The 17,672-nt window shown below is 68.3% G+C and carries 13 protein-coding genes; 4 read left to right on the plus strand and 9 right to left on the minus strand.

Features of this window, described 5'->3' with window-relative positions; all coding sequences use genetic code 11:
• Positions 1–75: 75 nt before the first annotated feature.
• Entirely contained in the window at positions 76–828 is a 753-nt protein-coding gene (locus GIW57_RS05250) for an SDR family NAD(P)-dependent oxidoreductase (RefSeq protein WP_089241353.1), read from the plus strand.
• Between the two features lie 132 nt (positions 829–960).
• Here GIW57_RS05250 and GIW57_RS05255 read toward each other — a convergent pair whose 3' ends face one another.
• The 4 genes from GIW57_RS05255 to GIW57_RS05270 all read right to left on the minus strand — a co-directional run bounded on the left by GIW57_RS05255 (position 961) and on the right by GIW57_RS05270 (position 5,077).
• Positions 961–1,848 carry an SPOR domain-containing protein gene (locus tag GIW57_RS05255; protein WP_236509358.1) on the minus strand — a complete coding sequence of 296 codons (888 nt, stop codon included), beginning with the start codon at positions 1,846–1,848 and terminating at the stop codon, positions 961–963.
• 21 nt (positions 1,849–1,869) lie between these two features.
• Positions 1,870–3,558, minus strand: coding sequence for an arginine--tRNA ligase (argS, locus tag GIW57_RS05260; protein WP_025878374.1), 1,689 nt, complete (start codon positions 3,556–3,558; stop codon positions 1,870–1,872).
• A 116-nt stretch (positions 3,559–3,674) separates the two neighbouring features.
• Entirely contained in the window at positions 3,675–4,379 is a 705-nt protein-coding gene (gene radC, locus GIW57_RS05265) for a DNA repair protein RadC (RefSeq protein WP_100461945.1), read from the minus strand.
• A 71-nt stretch (positions 4,380–4,450) separates the two neighbouring features.
• On the minus strand, positions 4,451–5,077 hold the full coding sequence (locus GIW57_RS05270; RefSeq protein WP_089241998.1) for a response regulator transcription factor: 627 nt from the start codon (positions 5,075–5,077) through the stop codon (positions 4,451–4,453).
• Positions 5,078–5,301: 224 nt separating this feature from the next.
• Between GIW57_RS05270 and coaBC the strand changes: the two genes are divergently transcribed.
• Genes coaBC through GIW57_RS05285 form a run of 3 tightly spaced genes read left to right on the plus strand, consistent with a single transcriptional unit; the run spans position 5,302 to position 9,410 of the window.
• Positions 5,302–6,564, plus strand: a complete 1,263-nt coding sequence (gene coaBC, locus GIW57_RS05275) for a bifunctional phosphopantothenoylcysteine decarboxylase/phosphopantothenate--cysteine ligase CoaBC (protein WP_236509359.1) — start codon at positions 5,302–5,304, stop codon at positions 6,562–6,564.
• Positions 6,561–7,049 (plus strand): dUTP diphosphatase, encoded by a 489-nt coding sequence (dut, locus tag GIW57_RS05280; RefSeq protein WP_100461947.1) that lies wholly within the window; start codon positions 6,561–6,563, stop codon positions 7,047–7,049. Before coaBC ends, dut begins: the two co-directional genes overlap by 4 nt.
• A 12-nt stretch (positions 7,050–7,061) precedes the next feature.
• Entirely contained in the window at positions 7,062–9,410 is a 2,349-nt protein-coding gene (locus tag GIW57_RS05285; RefSeq protein WP_236509360.1) for a phosphomannomutase/phosphoglucomutase, read from the plus strand.
• 428 nt (positions 9,411–9,838) lie between these two features.
• Here the strand turns inward: GIW57_RS05285 and GIW57_RS05290 are convergent, their stop codons facing one another.
• The 5 genes from GIW57_RS05290 to kdpA are packed head-to-tail and all read right to left on the minus strand — an operon-like array spanning position 9,839 to position 17,666.
• Positions 9,839–10,552 carry a response regulator transcription factor gene (locus tag GIW57_RS05290; protein WP_025879418.1) on the minus strand — a complete coding sequence of 238 codons (714 nt, stop codon included), beginning with the start codon at positions 10,550–10,552 and terminating at the stop codon, positions 9,839–9,841.
• On the minus strand, positions 10,533–13,193 hold the full coding sequence (locus GIW57_RS05295; protein WP_100461949.1) for a sensor histidine kinase KdpD: 2,661 nt from the start codon (positions 13,191–13,193) through the stop codon (positions 10,533–10,535). The genes GIW57_RS05290 and GIW57_RS05295 overlap by 20 nt, the downstream gene beginning before the upstream one ends.
• Before the next feature lie 51 nt (positions 13,194–13,244).
• Positions 13,245–13,889: a potassium-transporting ATPase subunit KdpC gene (gene kdpC / locus GIW57_RS05300; RefSeq protein WP_100461950.1), complete on the minus strand. Its 645-nt coding sequence runs from the start codon at positions 13,887–13,889 to the stop codon at positions 13,245–13,247.
• Positions 13,886–15,946, minus strand: coding sequence for a potassium-transporting ATPase subunit KdpB (gene kdpB, locus GIW57_RS05305; RefSeq protein WP_236509361.1), 2,061 nt, complete (start codon positions 15,944–15,946; stop codon positions 13,886–13,888). The genes kdpC and kdpB overlap by 4 nt, the downstream gene beginning before the upstream one ends.
• A gap of 10 nt (positions 15,947–15,956) precedes the next feature.
• Positions 15,957–17,666: a potassium-transporting ATPase subunit KdpA gene (gene kdpA, locus GIW57_RS05310; RefSeq protein WP_089241333.1), complete on the minus strand. Its 1,710-nt coding sequence runs from the start codon at positions 17,664–17,666 to the stop codon at positions 15,957–15,959.
• Positions 17,667–17,672: the final 6 nt, after the last annotated feature.

Genomic DNA, 17,672 nt, shown 5'->3' on the forward strand with positions numbered 1-17,672 from the left:
AGCGGGCCGATCAGGCAACGCAGCCGTGGACCGACGGTGCCAGAATGGCGGTCTGGTTTCCCACGGAGTTGTCTGATGACCCGAACCGTCCTGATTACCGGCGCCACTTCCGGCTTCGGCGCCGCTGCCGTCCACCGCTTCGCCCAGGCGGGCTGGAAAGTGATCGCCACCGGCCGTCGCAGCGAACGCCTGCAGCCGCTGGTCGAGCGCTACGGCAAGGAGGTGGTGCACGCGGCCGTGTTCGACGTGCGTGATCCGATCGCGATGGAAGCGGCGCTGCTGGCCCTGCCGCCGGCCTTCGGTGACATCGACCTGCTGGTCAACAATGCCGGTCTTGCCCAGGGCACCGCGCCGGCGCAGAGCGCCAGCCTGAAGGACTGGACGACGATGATCGACACCAACATCACCGCGCTGGTCACCCTGACCCATCGCCTGTTGCCGCAGCTGGTGGAGCGCAAGGGCGCGATCATCAACATTTCGTCGGTGGCCGGTGTCTATCCGTATCCGGGCGGCAATGCCTATGGCGGCACCAAGGCGTTCGTCAGCCAGTTCTCGCTGGGCCTGCGCTCGGACCTGCACGGTACCGGCGTACGGGTGACCACCATCGAGCCGGGCATGGCCGAAACCGAGTTCACCGTGGTCCGCACCCATGGCGACCAGGTCGCCTCGGACAAGCTGTACACCGGCGCCAATCCGATGACCGCCGAGGACATCGCCGAGCAGATCTTCTGGGTAGCGAGCCTGCCGCCGCACCTGAACATCAATCGCCTGGAACTGATGCCGGTCAGCCAGTCGTTCGCCGGCTTCCAGGTTGCCCGCGAGGGCTGATCCGCGCCCTGGATGCGTTCTGTAGAGCCGAGCCGATGCTCGGCTTGATGGGCGATCAGCCGAGCGTGGGCTCGGCTCTACAGGCAAAAAAAAGCCGGGCAACGCCCGGCTTTTTCATTCATGCGCGCAGACTTACTGCGCCTTGATCGCCATCGCCTGCAGGCCGGTGCCATCCAGCTTCTGCTTGGCTTCGGAAAGCTCACCGGCGCTGCCATAGGGCCCCATGCGCACGCGGTACACGGTCTTGCCGTTGATCTGCGCCGACTCCACGCGTGCAGCCAGGCCCATCATCGCCAGCTTGGCCTTGGTCGCTTCAGCATCACCGGAAGCGCCGAATGCACCTGCCTGCAGGATGTAGCGGGCATTGTCGGCCGGTGCCGGGGCTGCCGCAGCGCTGGCGGCGGCCGGCGCGGCTTCGCTGCGTGCCGCAGGAGCGGCGGCAACGGTGCTGGCCGGCGCGGTGGTGCCGGCTGCCGGCGTCGCTGCTGCCGGGCGTTCACTTACCGGGGTCGGCAGCGGACGGCTGGTGGCGGTCACCGGCGCGGTGCTGGCAACGCTCGCCGTCGCCGCAGGTGCGGCGGCCGCAACCGCCGGCACCGGCTTGCCTTCCAGTGCGGCCTGCGCGCGCTGCGCTTCGGCCTTGGCCCGGCGCTGGTCTTCGGCACGCGCGCTGGCGGCCAGTTCGGCGTCGGACATTTCAACTTCCTTGCCCGGCAGCAGGGTGTAGAAGTCGTACTGGGTGGCGGCCGGCTTTTCCGGTTCGGCCGGTTTCGGCGTGGCCGGCTGCGTGGCCGGCTGGGTGCCGACATCGCTTTCGCCATCGGCCACCGGCGCCGGCTGCGCGTTCGGGTTCGGCTGCGGACCGGCGCGCAGGAAGCCATCACCCTCGCCCTTGAACAGGTTCGGCGCCGCCAGGAACACCACGGCGGCGATCGCCACGCCGGCAACCAGCCACACCCATCCGGGCGTGCCTTGGCTGCTGTTGCGCCGAGCCTGTGTCTTGCCGCGTCGTGCTGCCATGTCTACTGCGTCTCCTGAGACTTACATTTTTTCCGGGGCGGAAACGCCCAGGAGGTCGAGGCCGTTGGCCAGTACCTGGCGCGCTGCGCAGGCCAGGGTCAACTTGGCATTGCGATCGGTCGCGTCGTCCACCAGTACCGGCGTCCCGTGATACCACGTGTGGAACGCGTGCGCCAATTCGCGCAGGTACTGCGCGACCAGGTGCGGCTCCAGCGCCACGCCGGCCGCTTCCACCACTTCCGGATAACGCGAGATCTCGTTCATCAGGGCCAGCGATGCGTCATCGGCCAGACGGCCCAGGTTGGACAGGCCGGTACCCTGTTCGTAGACCAGACCCTTCTCCTGCGCCTGGCGCAGCAGGCTGCAGACGCGGGCATGGGCGTACTGCACGTAGAACACCGGGTTGTCGTTGCTCTGCTGGCGGGCCAGGTCGATGTCGAAGGTCAGCTGCGAATCGGGTTTGCGCGCGATCAGGAACCAGCGGGTGGCATCGCGGCCGGCTTCTTCGATCAGGTCGCGCAGGGTGAAGTAGCTGCCGGCACGCTTGGACAGCTTCACTTCCTCGCCGCCGCGCATGACGGTCACCATCTGGTGCAGCACGTATTCCGGCCAGCCCTGCGGGATGCCCACTTCCATCGCCTGCAGGCCGGCACGCACGCGCGCCAGCGAACCGTGGTGGTCCGCGCCCAGCTCGGTGATCGCGCGCTCGTAGCCGCGCTGCCACTTCGACAGGTGGTAGGCCACGTCCGGCACGAAGTAGGTGAAGGTGCCGTCGGACTTGCGCATCACGCGGTCCTTGTCGTCACCGAAGTCGGTGCTGCGCAGCCACAGCGCGCCGCCTTCTTCATAGGTATGGCCGGACGCCTGCAGCTTGGCCACCGCCTCGGCCACCTTGCCGTCGGCGTACAGCGAGCTTTCCAGGAAGTAGATGTCGAAATCCACGCCGAACGCGGCCAGGTCCAGGTTCTGCTCGTTGCGCAGGTAGGCCACGGCGAAGCGACGGATCGCCTGCAGGTCGTCCGGGTCCTTGGCACCGACCACGAGGGTGCCTTCCAGGTCGACGCTGGCGCCGGACATGTAGGCGCGCGCCACGTCGGCGATGTAGTCGCCGCGATAGCCCCCTTCCGGCCAGCCTTCCTGGTCCGGAGCGATGCCCTTCACCCGGGCCTGGGTCGACAGCGCCAGATTCTCGATCTGCACGCCGGCATCGTTGTAGTAGAACTCGCGCTTGGCGTTCCAGCCGTTGGCATCGAGCACGCGTGCCACGCAGTCGCCGATGGCCGCAGCGCGGCCATGGCCGACATGCAGCGGACCGGTCGGGTTGGCCGACACGTACTCCACGCCCACCGTGCGGCCATTGCCGGACAGGTTGCGGCCGTAATCGGCGCCTTCCTTGATCACGGTGACGGCCTCACGCTGGTACGCGGCCGGCGCCAGGTGGAAATTGATGAAACCGGGGCCGGCGATCTCGACCTTGCTGACGTCTTCACTGCGCGGCAGCGCCTCGACCAGCGCCTGTGCCAGTGCGCGCGGATTGCTGCGCGCGGCTTTGGCCAGCAGCATCGCGGCGTTGGTGGCGAAGTCGCCATGGTCGCGGGTCTTCGGGCGCTCGACCACGAAGTCCGGCGGCAGGGAGTCGACGGGCAGGGTGCCATTGGCGCGCAAGGCTTCGATGCCTTGGCTGATCAGGGCGCGGAGGAGATTTTTCACGAGGCCTGCTGTGAGAATGAGCGGCGGAATCGCCCATTTTAGCGCAGATGCCGGCCCCAACGCTGACCGGGGCCTGCCTGCCAGGGCAGGCCTGGCCGCCGGCTGCTGCCGGGGGCTCATCCGACCAGGCGGGCCTGCAGTGGTGGTAGAAGGCCTCGTTCAGCAAACGAAACGGGACGCCCCTCGCCCACCACGAAGTGGTCCAGCAGGCGGATGTCGACCAGGGCGAGGGCCCGCTGCAGCTCTTCGGTGATCTGTGCGTCGGCGGCCGAGGGTTCCGGGTCGCCGGAGGGGTGGTTATGGCTGAGGATGACCGCGGCGGCGTTGTGCAGCAGCGCTCTGCGCACCACTTCGCGCGGGTAGACCGGGGCCGCGTTGATGGTGCCGGCGAACAGTTCCTCGCAGGCGATCAGGCGGTGGCGGTTGTCCAGGAACAGGACCACGAACAGTTCCCGTGCCTGCCCGCGCAGACGGTGCTGCAGGTAGCGACCGACGGCCGATGGGTTGTTGCCGACCGCTTCACCCTGTTGCAGTTCAGCGGCCAGGTAGCGGTGGGCCAGCTCCAGCCCGGCGGCCAGTGTGCAGCTGCGAGCCGGCCCCAAGCCAGGCAGTTTCGACAGGTCGCGGGCGGGGCGGTCCAGCAGCACCCGCAATGGACCGTGGGCAAGCAACAGGTCGCGCGCGGTCTGTACGGCGTCCCGGCCGCCAATGCCGGAACCCAGGAACAGGGCCAGCAGTTCGGCGTCGGACAGTGACGTGGGCCCCCGGGCCAGCAGCTTCTCGCGGGGGCGCTCTTCTTCGGGCCATTCATGGATGGGCATGGTGCCCATCATGGCGATCATTGCCGACCGCTCCCATAAGCGCTTGCCGTACCCGTGGGTCGGCCAAGTCCTCAGTCGCGCCGGGTCTGCAGATAGTCGTACAGCTCCTGGTTGTTCTGCAGGCCCAGCTTGCGCATGGCTTCGGCCTTCTGCCGGCTGATCGTCTTCGGGCTGCGTCCGCTGCGGTCGGCGATGGCATTGATGTTCAGGCCATCGGTCAGCAGTTGCAGCACTTCCAGTTCGCGTGTCGACAACGCAGCCGGTGGATGCGGGAACAGCAGATCGCGGGCCTGCAGGTGGCGCCGCAGCTGATCGGAAACGAATATCTGCCCTGCCATGGCGGCATGCAGGGCCTGCGGCAGCTCGGCGAAGTCGGCGCTCTTGTCGACCAGGCCGTGTACGCCATCGCGTAGCAGGCCATCGAGCAACCCCGGGTGCCTGGCCCCGGTCAGCACCACCACGGGAAGTTCGGGATGGCGTTGGCGCAGCACAGCCAGCAGTTCGGGACCATCCGGGCCCGGGCCGGGCATGGACAGGTCGGTGAGTACGGCATGGCAGGGCTGCTGTACCAGCAGCTGCAGCAGTCCAGCACCGTCGGCAGCGGCACCGGCCACGTCCATCTGGTGACGCTCGAGCACGATTCGGATGCCGTGCAGGACGACCGGATGGTCGTCGGCAATGATGATGCGCGGTTGCACGGGGAACTCCTGGGAAATCGAACGGCACACCCGGGTGGCCAGCGATGATTCTGCAAAGCGGGGACGCGAAGAGGTATAGGAAAGTTCCGAATCGGCATGCAGCAAACCCGGAAAACTCCCTGCGGGCTGTCCATGTGCTGATAGCCGCCCGCTATGTGCCGCGTGCACCGGGAGGTTGCCGGCCTTCGGGTAAGCTAACGCCCTCGTTTGCACAGGAATTCCAGGTGGCTGATTCTCCCAACGCTTCCCCGACGCGGATCCGCGCGCTGGAAGGCCAGAAACTGCTCTTGTGTGTCGGCGGCGGGATCGCGGCCTACAAGGCCCTGGAACTGGTTCGACGCCTGCGTGATGCCGGTGCGCTGGTACAGGTGGCGATGACGGCCGGCGCCCAGCAGTTCGTTACACCACTCAGCTTCCAGGCCCTTTCCGGCCAGCCGACCCGCACCACGTTGTGGGACAGCGCCGCCGAACAGGCAATGGGCCACATTGAACTGGCACGCTGGGCCGATCGCATCGTGATCGCGCCGGGCACCGCCGACCTGCTGGCACGCCTGGCCCAGGGCCACGCCGACGACCTGGTCAGCACCCTGTGCCTGGCCAGCACCGCGCCGCTGACCGTGTGCCCGGCGATGAACCATCGGATGTGGCTGCATCCGGCCACCCAGGCCAATATCGCCCTGCTGCGCCAGCGTGGCGCGCAGGTGATCGGTCCGGTCGATGGGCCGCTGGCCGAAGGCGAATCCGGCCCCGGCCGTCTGGCCGAGCCGGGCGACATCGTCGCCGCCCTGGCCGCCAACGGCACTGCTGCCGCCGTCGCTGCGGCGCCGGAAACGCGCGCGCTGCAGGGCCTGCGCCTGCTGATCAGCGCCGGCCCGACCTATGAAGACATCGATCCGGTGCGTTATGTGGGCAACCGCAGCAGCGGCAAGATGGGCTACGCGCTGGCCGCCGCTGCCGCCGGGCTGGGTGCCCAGGTGGTGCTGGTCAGCGGGCCGGTGCAGCTGCCGACGCCGCCCGGCGTGCAGCGCATCGATGTGCGCTCTGCCGCGCAGATGCGCGAAGCGGTACTGAATGCGCTGCCGGCCGATATCTACATCGGTGCTGCCGCGGTTTCCGACTACACCCCGCGCCAGGTGGCCGCGCAGAAGCTGAAGAAGACCGCCGACAGCCAGTCGCTGGTGATCGAGCTGGTGCGCACCCCGGACATCCTCGCCGAGGTTGCCGCGCAGACGCAGTCGTTGAAGCTGGTGGTCGGCTTTGCCGCCGAGACCCACGATGTGGAGAAATATGCGCGCGGCAAGCTGGTCGACAAGCGCCTGGACCTGGTGATCGCCAACCAGGTGGGCATCAGCGGCGGTGGTTTCGAAAGCGACAACAATGCCGCCACGGCCTTCTGGCAGGATGGCGAACAGGTATTCCCGGCTACTTCCAAGCGTGAGCTGGCCGAACAACTGCTGGCGCTGATCGCGCGGAGACTTCAGGCATGACCCAGGCAAGCAATACCCACGGATTCTCCCCGCAACCGTTGCAGGTCAAGCTGCTCGACCCGCGCTTCGGTGACAGCTGGCCGCTGCCGGCCTATGCCACCGAAGCCAGCGCCGGCATGGATCTGCGCGCGGCGCTGGAAACCGCGCTGACCCTGCAGCCGGGCGATACCGCACTGGTCCCCAGCGGGCTGGCCATCCATATCGCCGACCCGCATCTGTGTGCGGTGATCCTGCCGCGTTCAGGCCTGGGCCATCGCCATGGCATCGTGCTCGGCAACGGCACCGGCCTGATCGACGCCGATTACCAGGGGCCGCTGCTGATCAGTGTCTGGAACCGAGGCCGCGAGGCCTTCACCATCGAGCCGGGCGATCGCATCGCGCAGCTGGTGGTCGTGCCGATTGCCCGCGTCAGCCTGCAGGTGGTGGATACTTTCACCGACAGCGTGCGGGGAACGGGTGGATTCGGCCATACCGGGGTGCGTTGACAGGGGACATCGATGAGCGGCATCGGGGAAGCACAGCGGGGAAAGTCGTTGGGACGGAGCGCGCCATTGCTGGGTGTACTGCTGGTACTGCTGGCTGGCTGGTTCGGCTGGAGCGCGGTACAGCAGTGGCGGCAGGCGGCCAGCGGGGAAGCGCTGGAACAGGCGCGCGACCAGGCCGTGCAAGGGCTGCAGCAGGCCGCCGCCGGCCAGCTGCAGCAGCTGCAGCAGCAGTTGAAGGGCGACCGCGTCCAGCAGGCGCTGCAGGCGGGTGATGCCGCCGGCGCCGCGCTGGCGCTGCGGGAAAGCTGGACCGGCGTCGAGCAGGTGGAGGTGCTGGGCGCTGACCTCGCCGCGGGCTACGCCGATGCGGCCACCTTTGGATACGCACGCCTGGCCCTGCTGGAATCGGCGCTGGCCGACGGCAAGGCAACCCTGCGCGTGGTCCGCGATGGCGGCGGCAACCGCCTGGGTCTGGCCGCGCCGGTACAGCTGGCCGGTGTCGGGCCAGCGGTGGTCTATGTGCGCCAGCCGCTGCTGCGGTTGACTGCGCCGCTGGACCAGGTGCGCGCCCCCGGCAACGGCTTCCTGGCACTGCGCCAGGGAACGCACAACATCGTGGTGCAGGGCGATACCGGCCTGTCCGAGAGCGCCGAGGCAATGGCGCGCCCGGTGGCCGGAACCACGCTGCGACTGGCCGCCGGGGTGCCCAATGTGGAACCCGGCCCGCTGGGGTTGGGAGCCCTGGCCAGCGCGATTGTCGCCCTGCTGCTGGCCTTCATCGCGGTACTGCTGGTGGTAGGCCGTGGCCGACTGCCGAAATCACTGCCGCTGCCCAGCCGGCGCAGCGCGGTGGCCGACGCCGATCACGGCCCGACCCTGCGTGAAAGCCTGCAGATGGTCCCGCCGACGGTACCCGGCGAGGCGGTGGCCGAGGCTGCGCCGCCTCCGCCGCCACCGGTTCCCGCCGAGGAACTGGCTGCGGGCATCTTCCGTGCCTATGACATCCGCGGCGTGGTCGGCAGCGAACTGACGGCGCGCACCGCCGCGCTGATCGGCCAGGCCATCGGCACCGTCGCCCTCGAGCAGGGCCTGCGCGAGGTGGTGATCGGCCGCGATGGCCGCCTGTCCGGTCCGGAACTGTCGGCGGGGCTGGCCGAAGGCCTGCGGCGTGCCGGCTGTGCGGTGATCGATATCGGTCTGGCTCCGACCCCGGTCGTGTATTTCGCCGCCTACCATCTGCGCACCGGTACCTGCGTAGCGGTTACCGGCAGCCACAATCCGCCGGACTACAACGGTTTCAAGATCGTCATCGGTGGTGAGACCCTGTCCGGCGATGCGATCACCGACCTTTACCAGCGCATTGTCGAAGGCCGCCTCGTGCAGGCGGCGGAACCGGGTGACTACCAGCAGCGCGAGGTCAGCGCTGATTACATCCAGCGTATTGCCGATGACGTGCAGCTGGACCGCCCGCTGAAGGTGGTCGCCGATGCGGGCAACGGCGTGGCCGGTGCCTTGGCGCCGCAGCTGCTGGAAGCGATCGGCGCCGAAGTCATTCCGTTGTACTGCGATGTCGACGGCACCTTCCCCAACCACCACCCCGATCCCAGCGAACCGGCCAACCTGGAAGACCTGGTGCAGACGGTCAAGCGCTTCGGCGCCGACCTCGGCGTGGCGTTCGATGGTGATGGCGATCGCCTTGGCGTGGTCACCGCTGAAGGCAAGATCATCTACGCCGACCGTCTGCTGATGCTGTTCGCCGCCGACGTGCTGATGCGCAACCCGGGCGCGATGGTGATCTACGACGTGAAGTGCACCGGCAAGTTGTCCGATCACGTGCTGCGCAATGGCGGCAGCCCGTTGATGTGGAAGACCGGGCACTCGCTGATGAAGGCGAAGATGCGCGAGACCGACGCCGAACTGGCGGGCGAGATGAGCGGCCACTTCTTCTTCAAGGAACGCTGGTTCGGCTTCGACGATGGCTTGTACGCCGCTGCACGCCTGCTGGAGATCCTGGCCCAGCGCGAAGAAACGCCGGACGACGTGCTGGCCGAACTGCCGGAAATGGTGGCGACGCCGGAGCTGAAGGTGCCGGTGGCCGAGGGAACCCCGCATGCGTTGGTGGCGATGCTGGTGGCCGCTGCGCAGTCGCCGGACAACCCGTATGTGGGTGGTCGACTGTCGACCATCGACGGCCTGCGGGTGGACTTCGCCGACGGCTGGGGCCTGGTTCGCGCGTCCAACACCACGCCGGTGCTGGTGCTGCGCTTCGAAGGCAACGACGAAGCGGCACTGGAGCGCATCCAGGCACTGTTCCGCAGCCAGCTGCAGCCGGTACTGGGCGACACCCCGCTGGGATTCTGAGGTGGCGCCGGGCTGCCCCGGCACCCGCCGAATCCACGTCAACGTCAAAAAATTCAACCGCTGGCTTCCTGCGGGATGGCGGGGTGGGTCCGGTCGCGGGGGACGCTGCAAGTACGTCCATGTAAGCTCGGTCGCCGCTTGCTCGTGTGCGCTGTCCTGCGCACACGGCAAGACCGGGGTTGGGCGTCCTGCCCAACCCGCCCGAGGCATGCCTCGGGCCCATGCGGCTCACGCCCCCGCAACCGGACCCACCCCGCCTTCGACAGATCTCCGCGATCTGCCGGAATGGCATGGCCTGCTCTTGGTAGGTGTCGACCTTGGTCGACACAGTAGATCCACGCCATGCGTGGATGCGCTTTGATGGATGTCCATCCACGCATGGCGTGGATCTACGTGTCTGGTGGGTGCCGACCGTTGGTCGGCACGCCTCACCCCTTGAACCGCAACCCCACGCCCGGTTCGGTGAACAGGTAGCGTGAATCCAGCGCCGAGTCGCCCAGCTTGTGCCGCAGCTTGCCGACCAGGATGCGCAGGTAGTGGGTGTCGTGCTGGTGGGTGGGTCCCCAGATTTCCTGCAGGATCTGCGGTTGGGTGACCACCCGCCCGGCATTGCGCAGCAGCAGCGACAACAGCGCGTACTCCTTGCGGGTCAACGCCACCAGCTCGCCATCGATCGCCACTTCGCGGCGAACCAGGTCCACGTGCAGGTGGCCATCGTCGAACACCGGCGGCGTGCCATCGGTCGGCACGCTGCGTGTGCGCAGCAGCGCCCGTACCCGCGCCATCAGCTCCTGGGTACCGAAGGGTTTGGTCACGTAGTCGTTGGCGCCGTTGTCCAGTGCACGCACCTTCTCGGTTTCGCCGGCACGCACGGTCAGCATGATCACCGGCACCTGGCTCCACTGCCGCAGCTGCTCCAGCACCTCGTGGCCTTCCATGTCCGGCAGGCCGATGTCCAGGATCACCAGGTCCATGTCCTCGCTGGCGGCCATCTGCAGGCCTTCCTGGCCGGTCGCGGCCTGGCGCACCTGGTAGCCCTGCGCGCGCAGGCTGATGTCCAGGAACCGGCGGATCTGGGTTTCATCGTCGATCACCAGCACGCGCGGGGCCGGCGCGCTGGCATCAGTCGGGGTCGGACTCATCGTGGGAGGCTGGCTTGAGCAGGGGCAGGGTGATGCGGATCAGGGTACCGCGACCGTCGCGCCCGGGCAGCGCCTGCACGCTGCCGCCGTGCGCGCCGATCATGCCCTGGCAGATGGTCAGGCCGAGGCCGGTGCCGTGGCGGCCGCGGTCGCCGCGCTCGACGCTGTAGAACATGTCGAAGATGCGCGCGCGCTCGTCGTCGGGAATGCCGGGGCCGGCATCGATCACGTCGATACGCAGCTGACCATCCAGTTCGCGCGCCAGCACCTGCACGGCGGCATCGGCCGGCGAGAACTTGGCAGCGTTCTCCATCACATTGAACACCGCCTGCTCGACCAGTGCCGGATGCACCCAGATCGGTGCCAGCGTCGCCGGAATGTCCAGCTCCAGCCGCACCTTCGGCTGGTAGCGCTGCAGGCGACGGGCGGCCGAACCAATCAGCTCATCCACGCCTATCCAGTCGCGGTTGATCTTCAGACCCTCGTGGCCCAACCGGGTCATGTCCAGCAGGTTCTGGATGTAGCGGTCCAGACGCTCGCCTTCGACCAGGATGGTGTCCAGCAAGGCGCGGCGGTCGGCCAGATCCATCGCCGCGCCGTAGCTGGCCAGGCTGTCGGCCGAGCCGATCATCGCCGCCAGTGGCGAACGCAGGTCATGCGACACCGAGGAGAGCAGGGCAGAGCGCAGCCGCTCGGTCTCGTTGCTGACGTGCGCCTGTTCCAGCTCGGCCACCAGGCGCGTGCGCAAGGCGGCCTGGGCGATGTCATCAACCATCGCTTCGGCCAGTTGGCGCTGTTCGGGCAGCAGCCGCGCCTGCGCACCCGGCAGGTACAGGCCAGCCACGCCGATCGCACGGTCCTCGCCGTCCAACAGCGGCAGGAACCACCATTGCGCGCCAGCGAGGGTATCGGTGAAGCGGCCACTGGGCTGGCCATGGCGCAGGGCCCAGTCGGCCGCTGCCAGATCGGTATCACCGGGCAGGTGACGGCCACCGGCCGCGATATCGGCGCCGATCCGCAGCCATGCCGGAACGTCCATGGCCTGTTCCAGCGCATGCCGGCCGGCCTGTGCCACTTCACCGTTGCCGGCTGCGCTGGCCAGCTGCCGGCCCAGCTGCTGGCGCGCGCGCGCATGGCGGTTGGCCGCGCGCAGGGCGATCACCTGCATGCGCAGGCGCGACGCCAGGCGTCCGGCGACCAGTGCCGCTGCCAGGAACAGGAACACGGTGATCACGCCCTGTCGCGCGCCGATGGCGAAGGTGAAGCGTGGGGCGATGAACAAAAAGTTGTAGGCGAGGAAGCACAGGATGGCCGCCATCACCGCGACGCTGGCGCGGGTGCGTGCGGCCACCAGCACCACGGCCACAATGAACACCATCGACAGATCGGCCATGCCCACCCAGCGTTCGGCCAGCCACGCCACCAGGCAGGCCAGCGCAGTAGCCAACAGCGCCTGCAATGGTTCGTGGCTGATCCCACGCATCGGTGGCAGCAGCCCCTCACGACGGGAACGCGCACGCGCCTGCGGCGTGCTGATGATGGTGATCTCGTAGTGCGCGCCGCGCTGGATCAGCTGCTGGGTCAGGGTGCGGTTGAACATCCGCGCCAGTGGTCGCTCGCGGGTACGGCCCAGCACCAGCGTCGATACGCCGTTGTGCGCGGCGTGGTCGAGCAATGCATCGGCGATGCTGGAGCCGTGCAGCAGCTCGGCTTCGCCACCCAGGCGGCGGGCCAGCGCGAACGCCGCATCGATCTCGCGCCGGGTCGCTTCGTCCTGGCGGCGTCCCTGCACCGTCACCACAGTCCACGGTGCATCGCGGCGCTCGGCGATGCGTCGCGCCACCCGCACCAGGTATTCACTCTGGCCACCGCCATCGATTGCCACCAGCACGCCGCGACGCAGCGGCAGATTGCTCTCACCGCGGGCCGCACGGGCCTCGCGCAGGCTGCTGTCGACGCGGTCGGCGGCCTCCTGCATGGCCAGCTCGCGCAATGCGGTCAGGTTGGCCGGCGAGAAAAACGCCTGCAGTGCCTGCGCGGCCTGCTCGGGCACGTACACCTTGCCCTGCTGCAGGCGCGCGATCAGTTCGCGCGGCGGCAGATCAACCAGCACGATGTCGTGCAGGCGGTCGAGCACGCCGTCGGGCACGGTCTCGCTGACGCGTACGCCGGTGATGCGCATCACCACATCGTTGAGGCTTTCCAGATGCTGGATGTTGACTGTGGTCCAGACGTCGATGCCGGCGTCCAGCAGTTCCATCACGTCCTGCCAGCGCCGTTCATGGCGGCTGCCCGGCGCATTGCGATGGGCCAGCTCGTCCACCAGCACCAGCGCCGGCCTGCGTGCCAGCACGGCGTCCAGATCCATCTCCTGCAGGTCGTGGCCATGGTAGGCCACGTCCTTCAGCGGCAACCGCGGCAACCCTTCCAGCAGGGCCTGGGTATCGGCACGGCCGTGGGTCTCCACCAGCCCGACCACCAGGTCCACGCCACGGCGCAGCTGTTCCTGCGCACGGGTCAGCATCGCGTAGGTCTTGCCTACGCCCGGCGCAGCGCCCAGGAACACGGTGAGCTTGCCACCGGCTTCGCGTTGCAGGCCTTCCACCAGGGCATCGGCCTGGCGGGTACGCGCATCAGTCATGGGTGCCGCTGTCATGGCTGCCATTGTGCGCGCAGCGGGTGCAGGCCTGCATCACGGCGCGCGTGCCGCGTGGTCCAGGGCGAAGTTCAGCGTCACCACGTTCACCCGTGGCTGGCCGAACACGCCCCATTGCCGGCCTTGCGTGTTGGCCTTCACCAGTGCCTGCACGCGCTCGACCGGCAGGCCACGCGCGCGGGCCACGCGTGCCACCTGCAACTGCGCTGCCGCCGGCGACAGCTGCGGATCCAGGCCGCCGCCGGACTGGGTGACCAGATCGGCAGGAACCTGCGCAGGCGCTACGCCTTCGCGCGCGGCCACTGCCGCAGTACTCGCTGCCACGCGTTCGGCCAGCGCCGGGTTGCTGCGAGCCAGGTTGGAACCGGCCGCCGCCATCGGGTCGTAGTTGGCCGCCGACGGTCGTGCCTGGAAGTAGCCATCGCCGGTGAACGGCTGCGACAGCCATGCCGAAGCACGCACCTGGCCGCTGCCATCGCGCAGCAGGCTGCCTTCGGCCTGCGCCGGGAAGGACAGGCCCGCGAAGCCGGTGGCGATGCCGGCGTAGACCGCACCGGCCAGCAGCAGGGTGGCCACGCCCAGGCCGATGGCCGGGCGCCAGCTGGCGCCATCCTGCAGCGTGGCCACGCGCGCCTCGCTTTTCAGTTCGCGGGAAAGGGAAGGGGAGTCAGAACGGTTCATGCGCCGAATACCAGGACAATAAGAAGGTCGATCAACTTGATCGCCGCGAACGGCAGCAGCACGCCACCCAGGCCGTACACCAGCATGTTCCGGCGCAGCAGCGCCGTTGCGGTGGCCGGGCGGAAGCGCACGCCTCGCAACGCCAGCGGGATCAGGGCCGGAATCACCAGGGCATTGAAGATCAGCGCCGCCAGCACCGCATTGCGCGGGCTCGACAACTGCATCACGTTCAACGCGGCCATCGCAGGCACGGTGGCGGCAAACAACGCCGGCAGGATCGCGAAGTACTTGGACACATCGTTGGCCAGCGAGAACGTGGTCAGCGCGCCGCGGGTGATCAACTGCTGCTTGCCCACCTCCACCACCGCCAGCAGCTTGGCCGGATCCGAATCCAGGTCGACCATGTTGCCGGCCTCCTTGGCCGCCTGCGTGCCCGAATTCATCGCCAGGCCGATATCGGCCTGGGCCAGCGCCGGCGCATCGTTGGTACCGTCGCCGACCATTGCCACCAGGCGGCCACCGGCCTGCTCGGCACGGATGCGTGCCAGCTTGTCCTCGGGTCGTGCCTCGGCGATGTAGTCGTCCACACCGGCTTCGGCGGCAATCGCGGCGGCCGTCAGCGGGTTGTCGCCGGTGATCATCACCGTGCGGATGCCCATCGCCCGCAGCTGCGCGAACTTCTCGCGCATGCCGTGCTTTACCACGTCGGACAGCTCGATCACGCCCAGCACATGGCGACCCTCGGCCACCACCAGCGGCGTAGCACCGTTGCGTGCGACCTGATCCACGCGACCGGCCAGTTCGGCCGGCACAGTGCCGCCGAGTGCCTGCACATGGGCGCGGATCGCATCGGCGGCACCCTTGCGGATCTGCCGGCCGTGCAGCAGGTCGACACCCGACATGCGGGTCTGCGCGCTGAAGGCCAGGTAGTCGGCCTGGTCCGGCTCGGCGGTGGTGCAGCCCTGCTCGCGGGCCAGGCGCACGATCGACTTGCCTTCCGGCGTCGGGTCGGCCAGCGAAGAGAGCAGCGCCGCCTCACGCAGCTGGTCGGCGTCGATCCCGGCCAGTGCATGGAAGTGGCTGGCCTGGCGGTCGCCGTAGGTGATGGTGCCGGTCTTGTCGAGCAGCAGCACGTCGACGTCACCGGCCACTTCCACCGCCTTGCCCGACTTGGCCAGCACGTTGGCGGCCAGCGCACGGTTCATGCCGGCGATGCCGATGGCCGGCAGCAGGCCACCGATGGTGGTCGGGATCAGGCACACCAGCAGCGCGATCAGCAGCAGCGGATCAACCTTGACGCCCACCGAGGCACCGATCGCCGGCAGCGTTGCCACCACCACCAGGAACGTCAGCGTCATCGCCGCCAGCAGCAGGGTCAGCGCGATTTCATTCGGTGTCTTCTGCCGGTTGGCGCCTTCCACCAGCGCGATCATCCGGTCCAGGAAGCTGTGCCCCGGCTCGGCGGTGATGCGTACGACGATCTGGTCGGACAGCACCTTGGTGCCGCCGATCACGCCGGAGCGATCCGTACCCGCCTCGCGCAGCACCGGTGCCGACTCGCCGGTCACCGCCGCTTCGTTGATGGTGGCCAGGCCCTGCACGATCTCGCCGTCGGCCGGCACCAGCTCGCCGGCACTGACGATCACGTGGTCGCCGGGACGCAGTTCGGCGGCCGGCACCTGGGTTTCGCTGGCACCGGCCTGCGCCGACGCCAGACGGCGCGCCACCAGGTCCTGGCGGGCGCGGCGCAGCGAGGCGGCCTGACCACGGCCACGTGCTTCGGCCACGGCCTCGGCGAAATTGCCGAACAGCACGGTGACCAGCAGGATCGCCGTCACCGCCAGGCCGAAGCCCAGTGGTGCATTGCCGGTCAGGGTGATGATCGCGGCGACGATCGTGCCGGCCATCACCACCGCCATCACCGGGCTGCGCACCAAGTGCATCGGCGACAGCTTGCGTACGGCCTCGATGAGCGCGCGGCGCAGGCCGGCGGCATCGAGCAGGGCCGGGCGGGACGCCACGGAAGAGGAACGGTTTGCGGTTGCGTGACTACTCATGGGGGTGTCCTCAGTGCAGTCCCAGGCTCAGGTGGTCGGCGATCGGGCCGAGTACCAGCGCCGGCATGAACTGCAGCACGGTCAGGATGACGATCACCGAGACCAGGGTCAGGGCGAAGGTCGGGGTTTCGATCTGCAGGCTGCCGGCCGATTCAGGGGCTTGCCGCTTGGCGGCCAGCTGCGCGGCCACCACCAGCGGGATGATCAGCAGCGGGAAGCGGCCCAGCAGCAGCACCAGCGAGCAGCTCAGGTTCCACCACGGCGTGGCGTCCCCCAGGCCCTCGAAGCCCGAACCGTTGTTGGCGTAGGCCGAGACATACTCGTAGAACACCTGGCTGATGCCGTGGAAGCCTGGATTGGAGGTACCCGCCAGACCCGGCACGGCCAGCGTGATCGCGGTGAACAGCAGCAGCGTGATCGGCTGCAGCAGCACCAGCAGGGCCAGCAGGCGCACCTGTGGCGTTTCCAGCTTGCGACCGAACAGCTCCGGCGTACGGCCGGTCATCAGCCCGGCCAGGAACACACCCAGCAGCAGGTACACGATGAACTGCTGCAGGCCACAGCCGATGCCGCCCCAGATCGCACTGACCAGCATGTTGACCATTGCCAGGCCGCCAGACAGCGGGCTCAGCGAATCGTGCATGCCGTTGACCGAACCGTTGGAGACCTGGGTGGTCACCGCCGCCCACAGCGCGGTGCCATCGGCGCCGAAGCGCACTTCCTTGCCTTCCATCAGCAGCGGCGTGGCCGCGCTGGCGCTATGGCCCTCGCTCCACACCATCGCGCCGGTGGACAGCAGCGACATGCCGAGCATGCAGCTGAACACCAGCGCGCCGAAACGACGACGCCCGGTGAACGCACCGATCATGAAGATCACCGCCATCGGCACCAGCAGGATGCCGATCACTTCCAGCATGTTCGACACCGGGGTCGGGTTCTCCAGCGGGAAGCTGCTGTTCGGGCCATACCAGCCGCCACCATTGGCGCCCAGTTGCTTGGCCGCGACCATCGCCGCAACCGGGCCCAGCGGCAGCTTCTGCTGCGCCATGCCGGCACTGGCGTCGATCGGTGTGGCCTGCGGGCCACCGGCCATCGTGGAGGGCACGCCCTGGCTGGTCAGCAGCAGCGTCCATACCAGGCACAACGGCAACAGGAAGCGCACGCACAGGCGCACGACGTCCGCGTAGTAATTGCCCACCGCCACCTGGCGGTCATCGCCCGCGACAGGCGCGGTGACCGATTTCGGAGCACGCGAGAACAACGCACGCAGCGTCGCCACGGCCAGCGCCAGACCCATCATCGGCGTCACTACCTGCAGGCCGGTGATGCCGGTCATCTGCGAGAAGTAGGACAGCTGTGCCTGGCCGGAGTAGTGCTGCTGGTTGGTGTTGGTCAGGAACGAGATCATCGTGTGCAGCGCCGTGTCCCAGCGCATGTTCGGGATCTGGTCCGGATTCAACGGCAACCACGCCTGGGTCATGAACACGGCCTGGGTCAGCACCGCGATCACCACGTTGCTGAGCACGAACGCCAGCACGTAGCCCCGCCAGGACATTGAACGTGAAGGATCGACGCCGAGCACCTTGTACAGCGGCTTTTCGATCCAGTGGAACAGCACGTCGACCTTCATCGGCGTGCCGCGCATCACCCGGGCAAGATAGAGGCCCAGGGGCCAGGCCAGCAGCAGGCTGGCGGCAAGAATGGCAAGAATTTCAGTCATGGCAGG

It is taken from the genome of Stenotrophomonas sp. PA-6-5C (assembly GCF_021605635.1).
Classification (GTDB): domain Bacteria; phylum Pseudomonadota; class Gammaproteobacteria; order Xanthomonadales; family Xanthomonadaceae; genus Stenotrophomonas; species Stenotrophomonas lactitubi.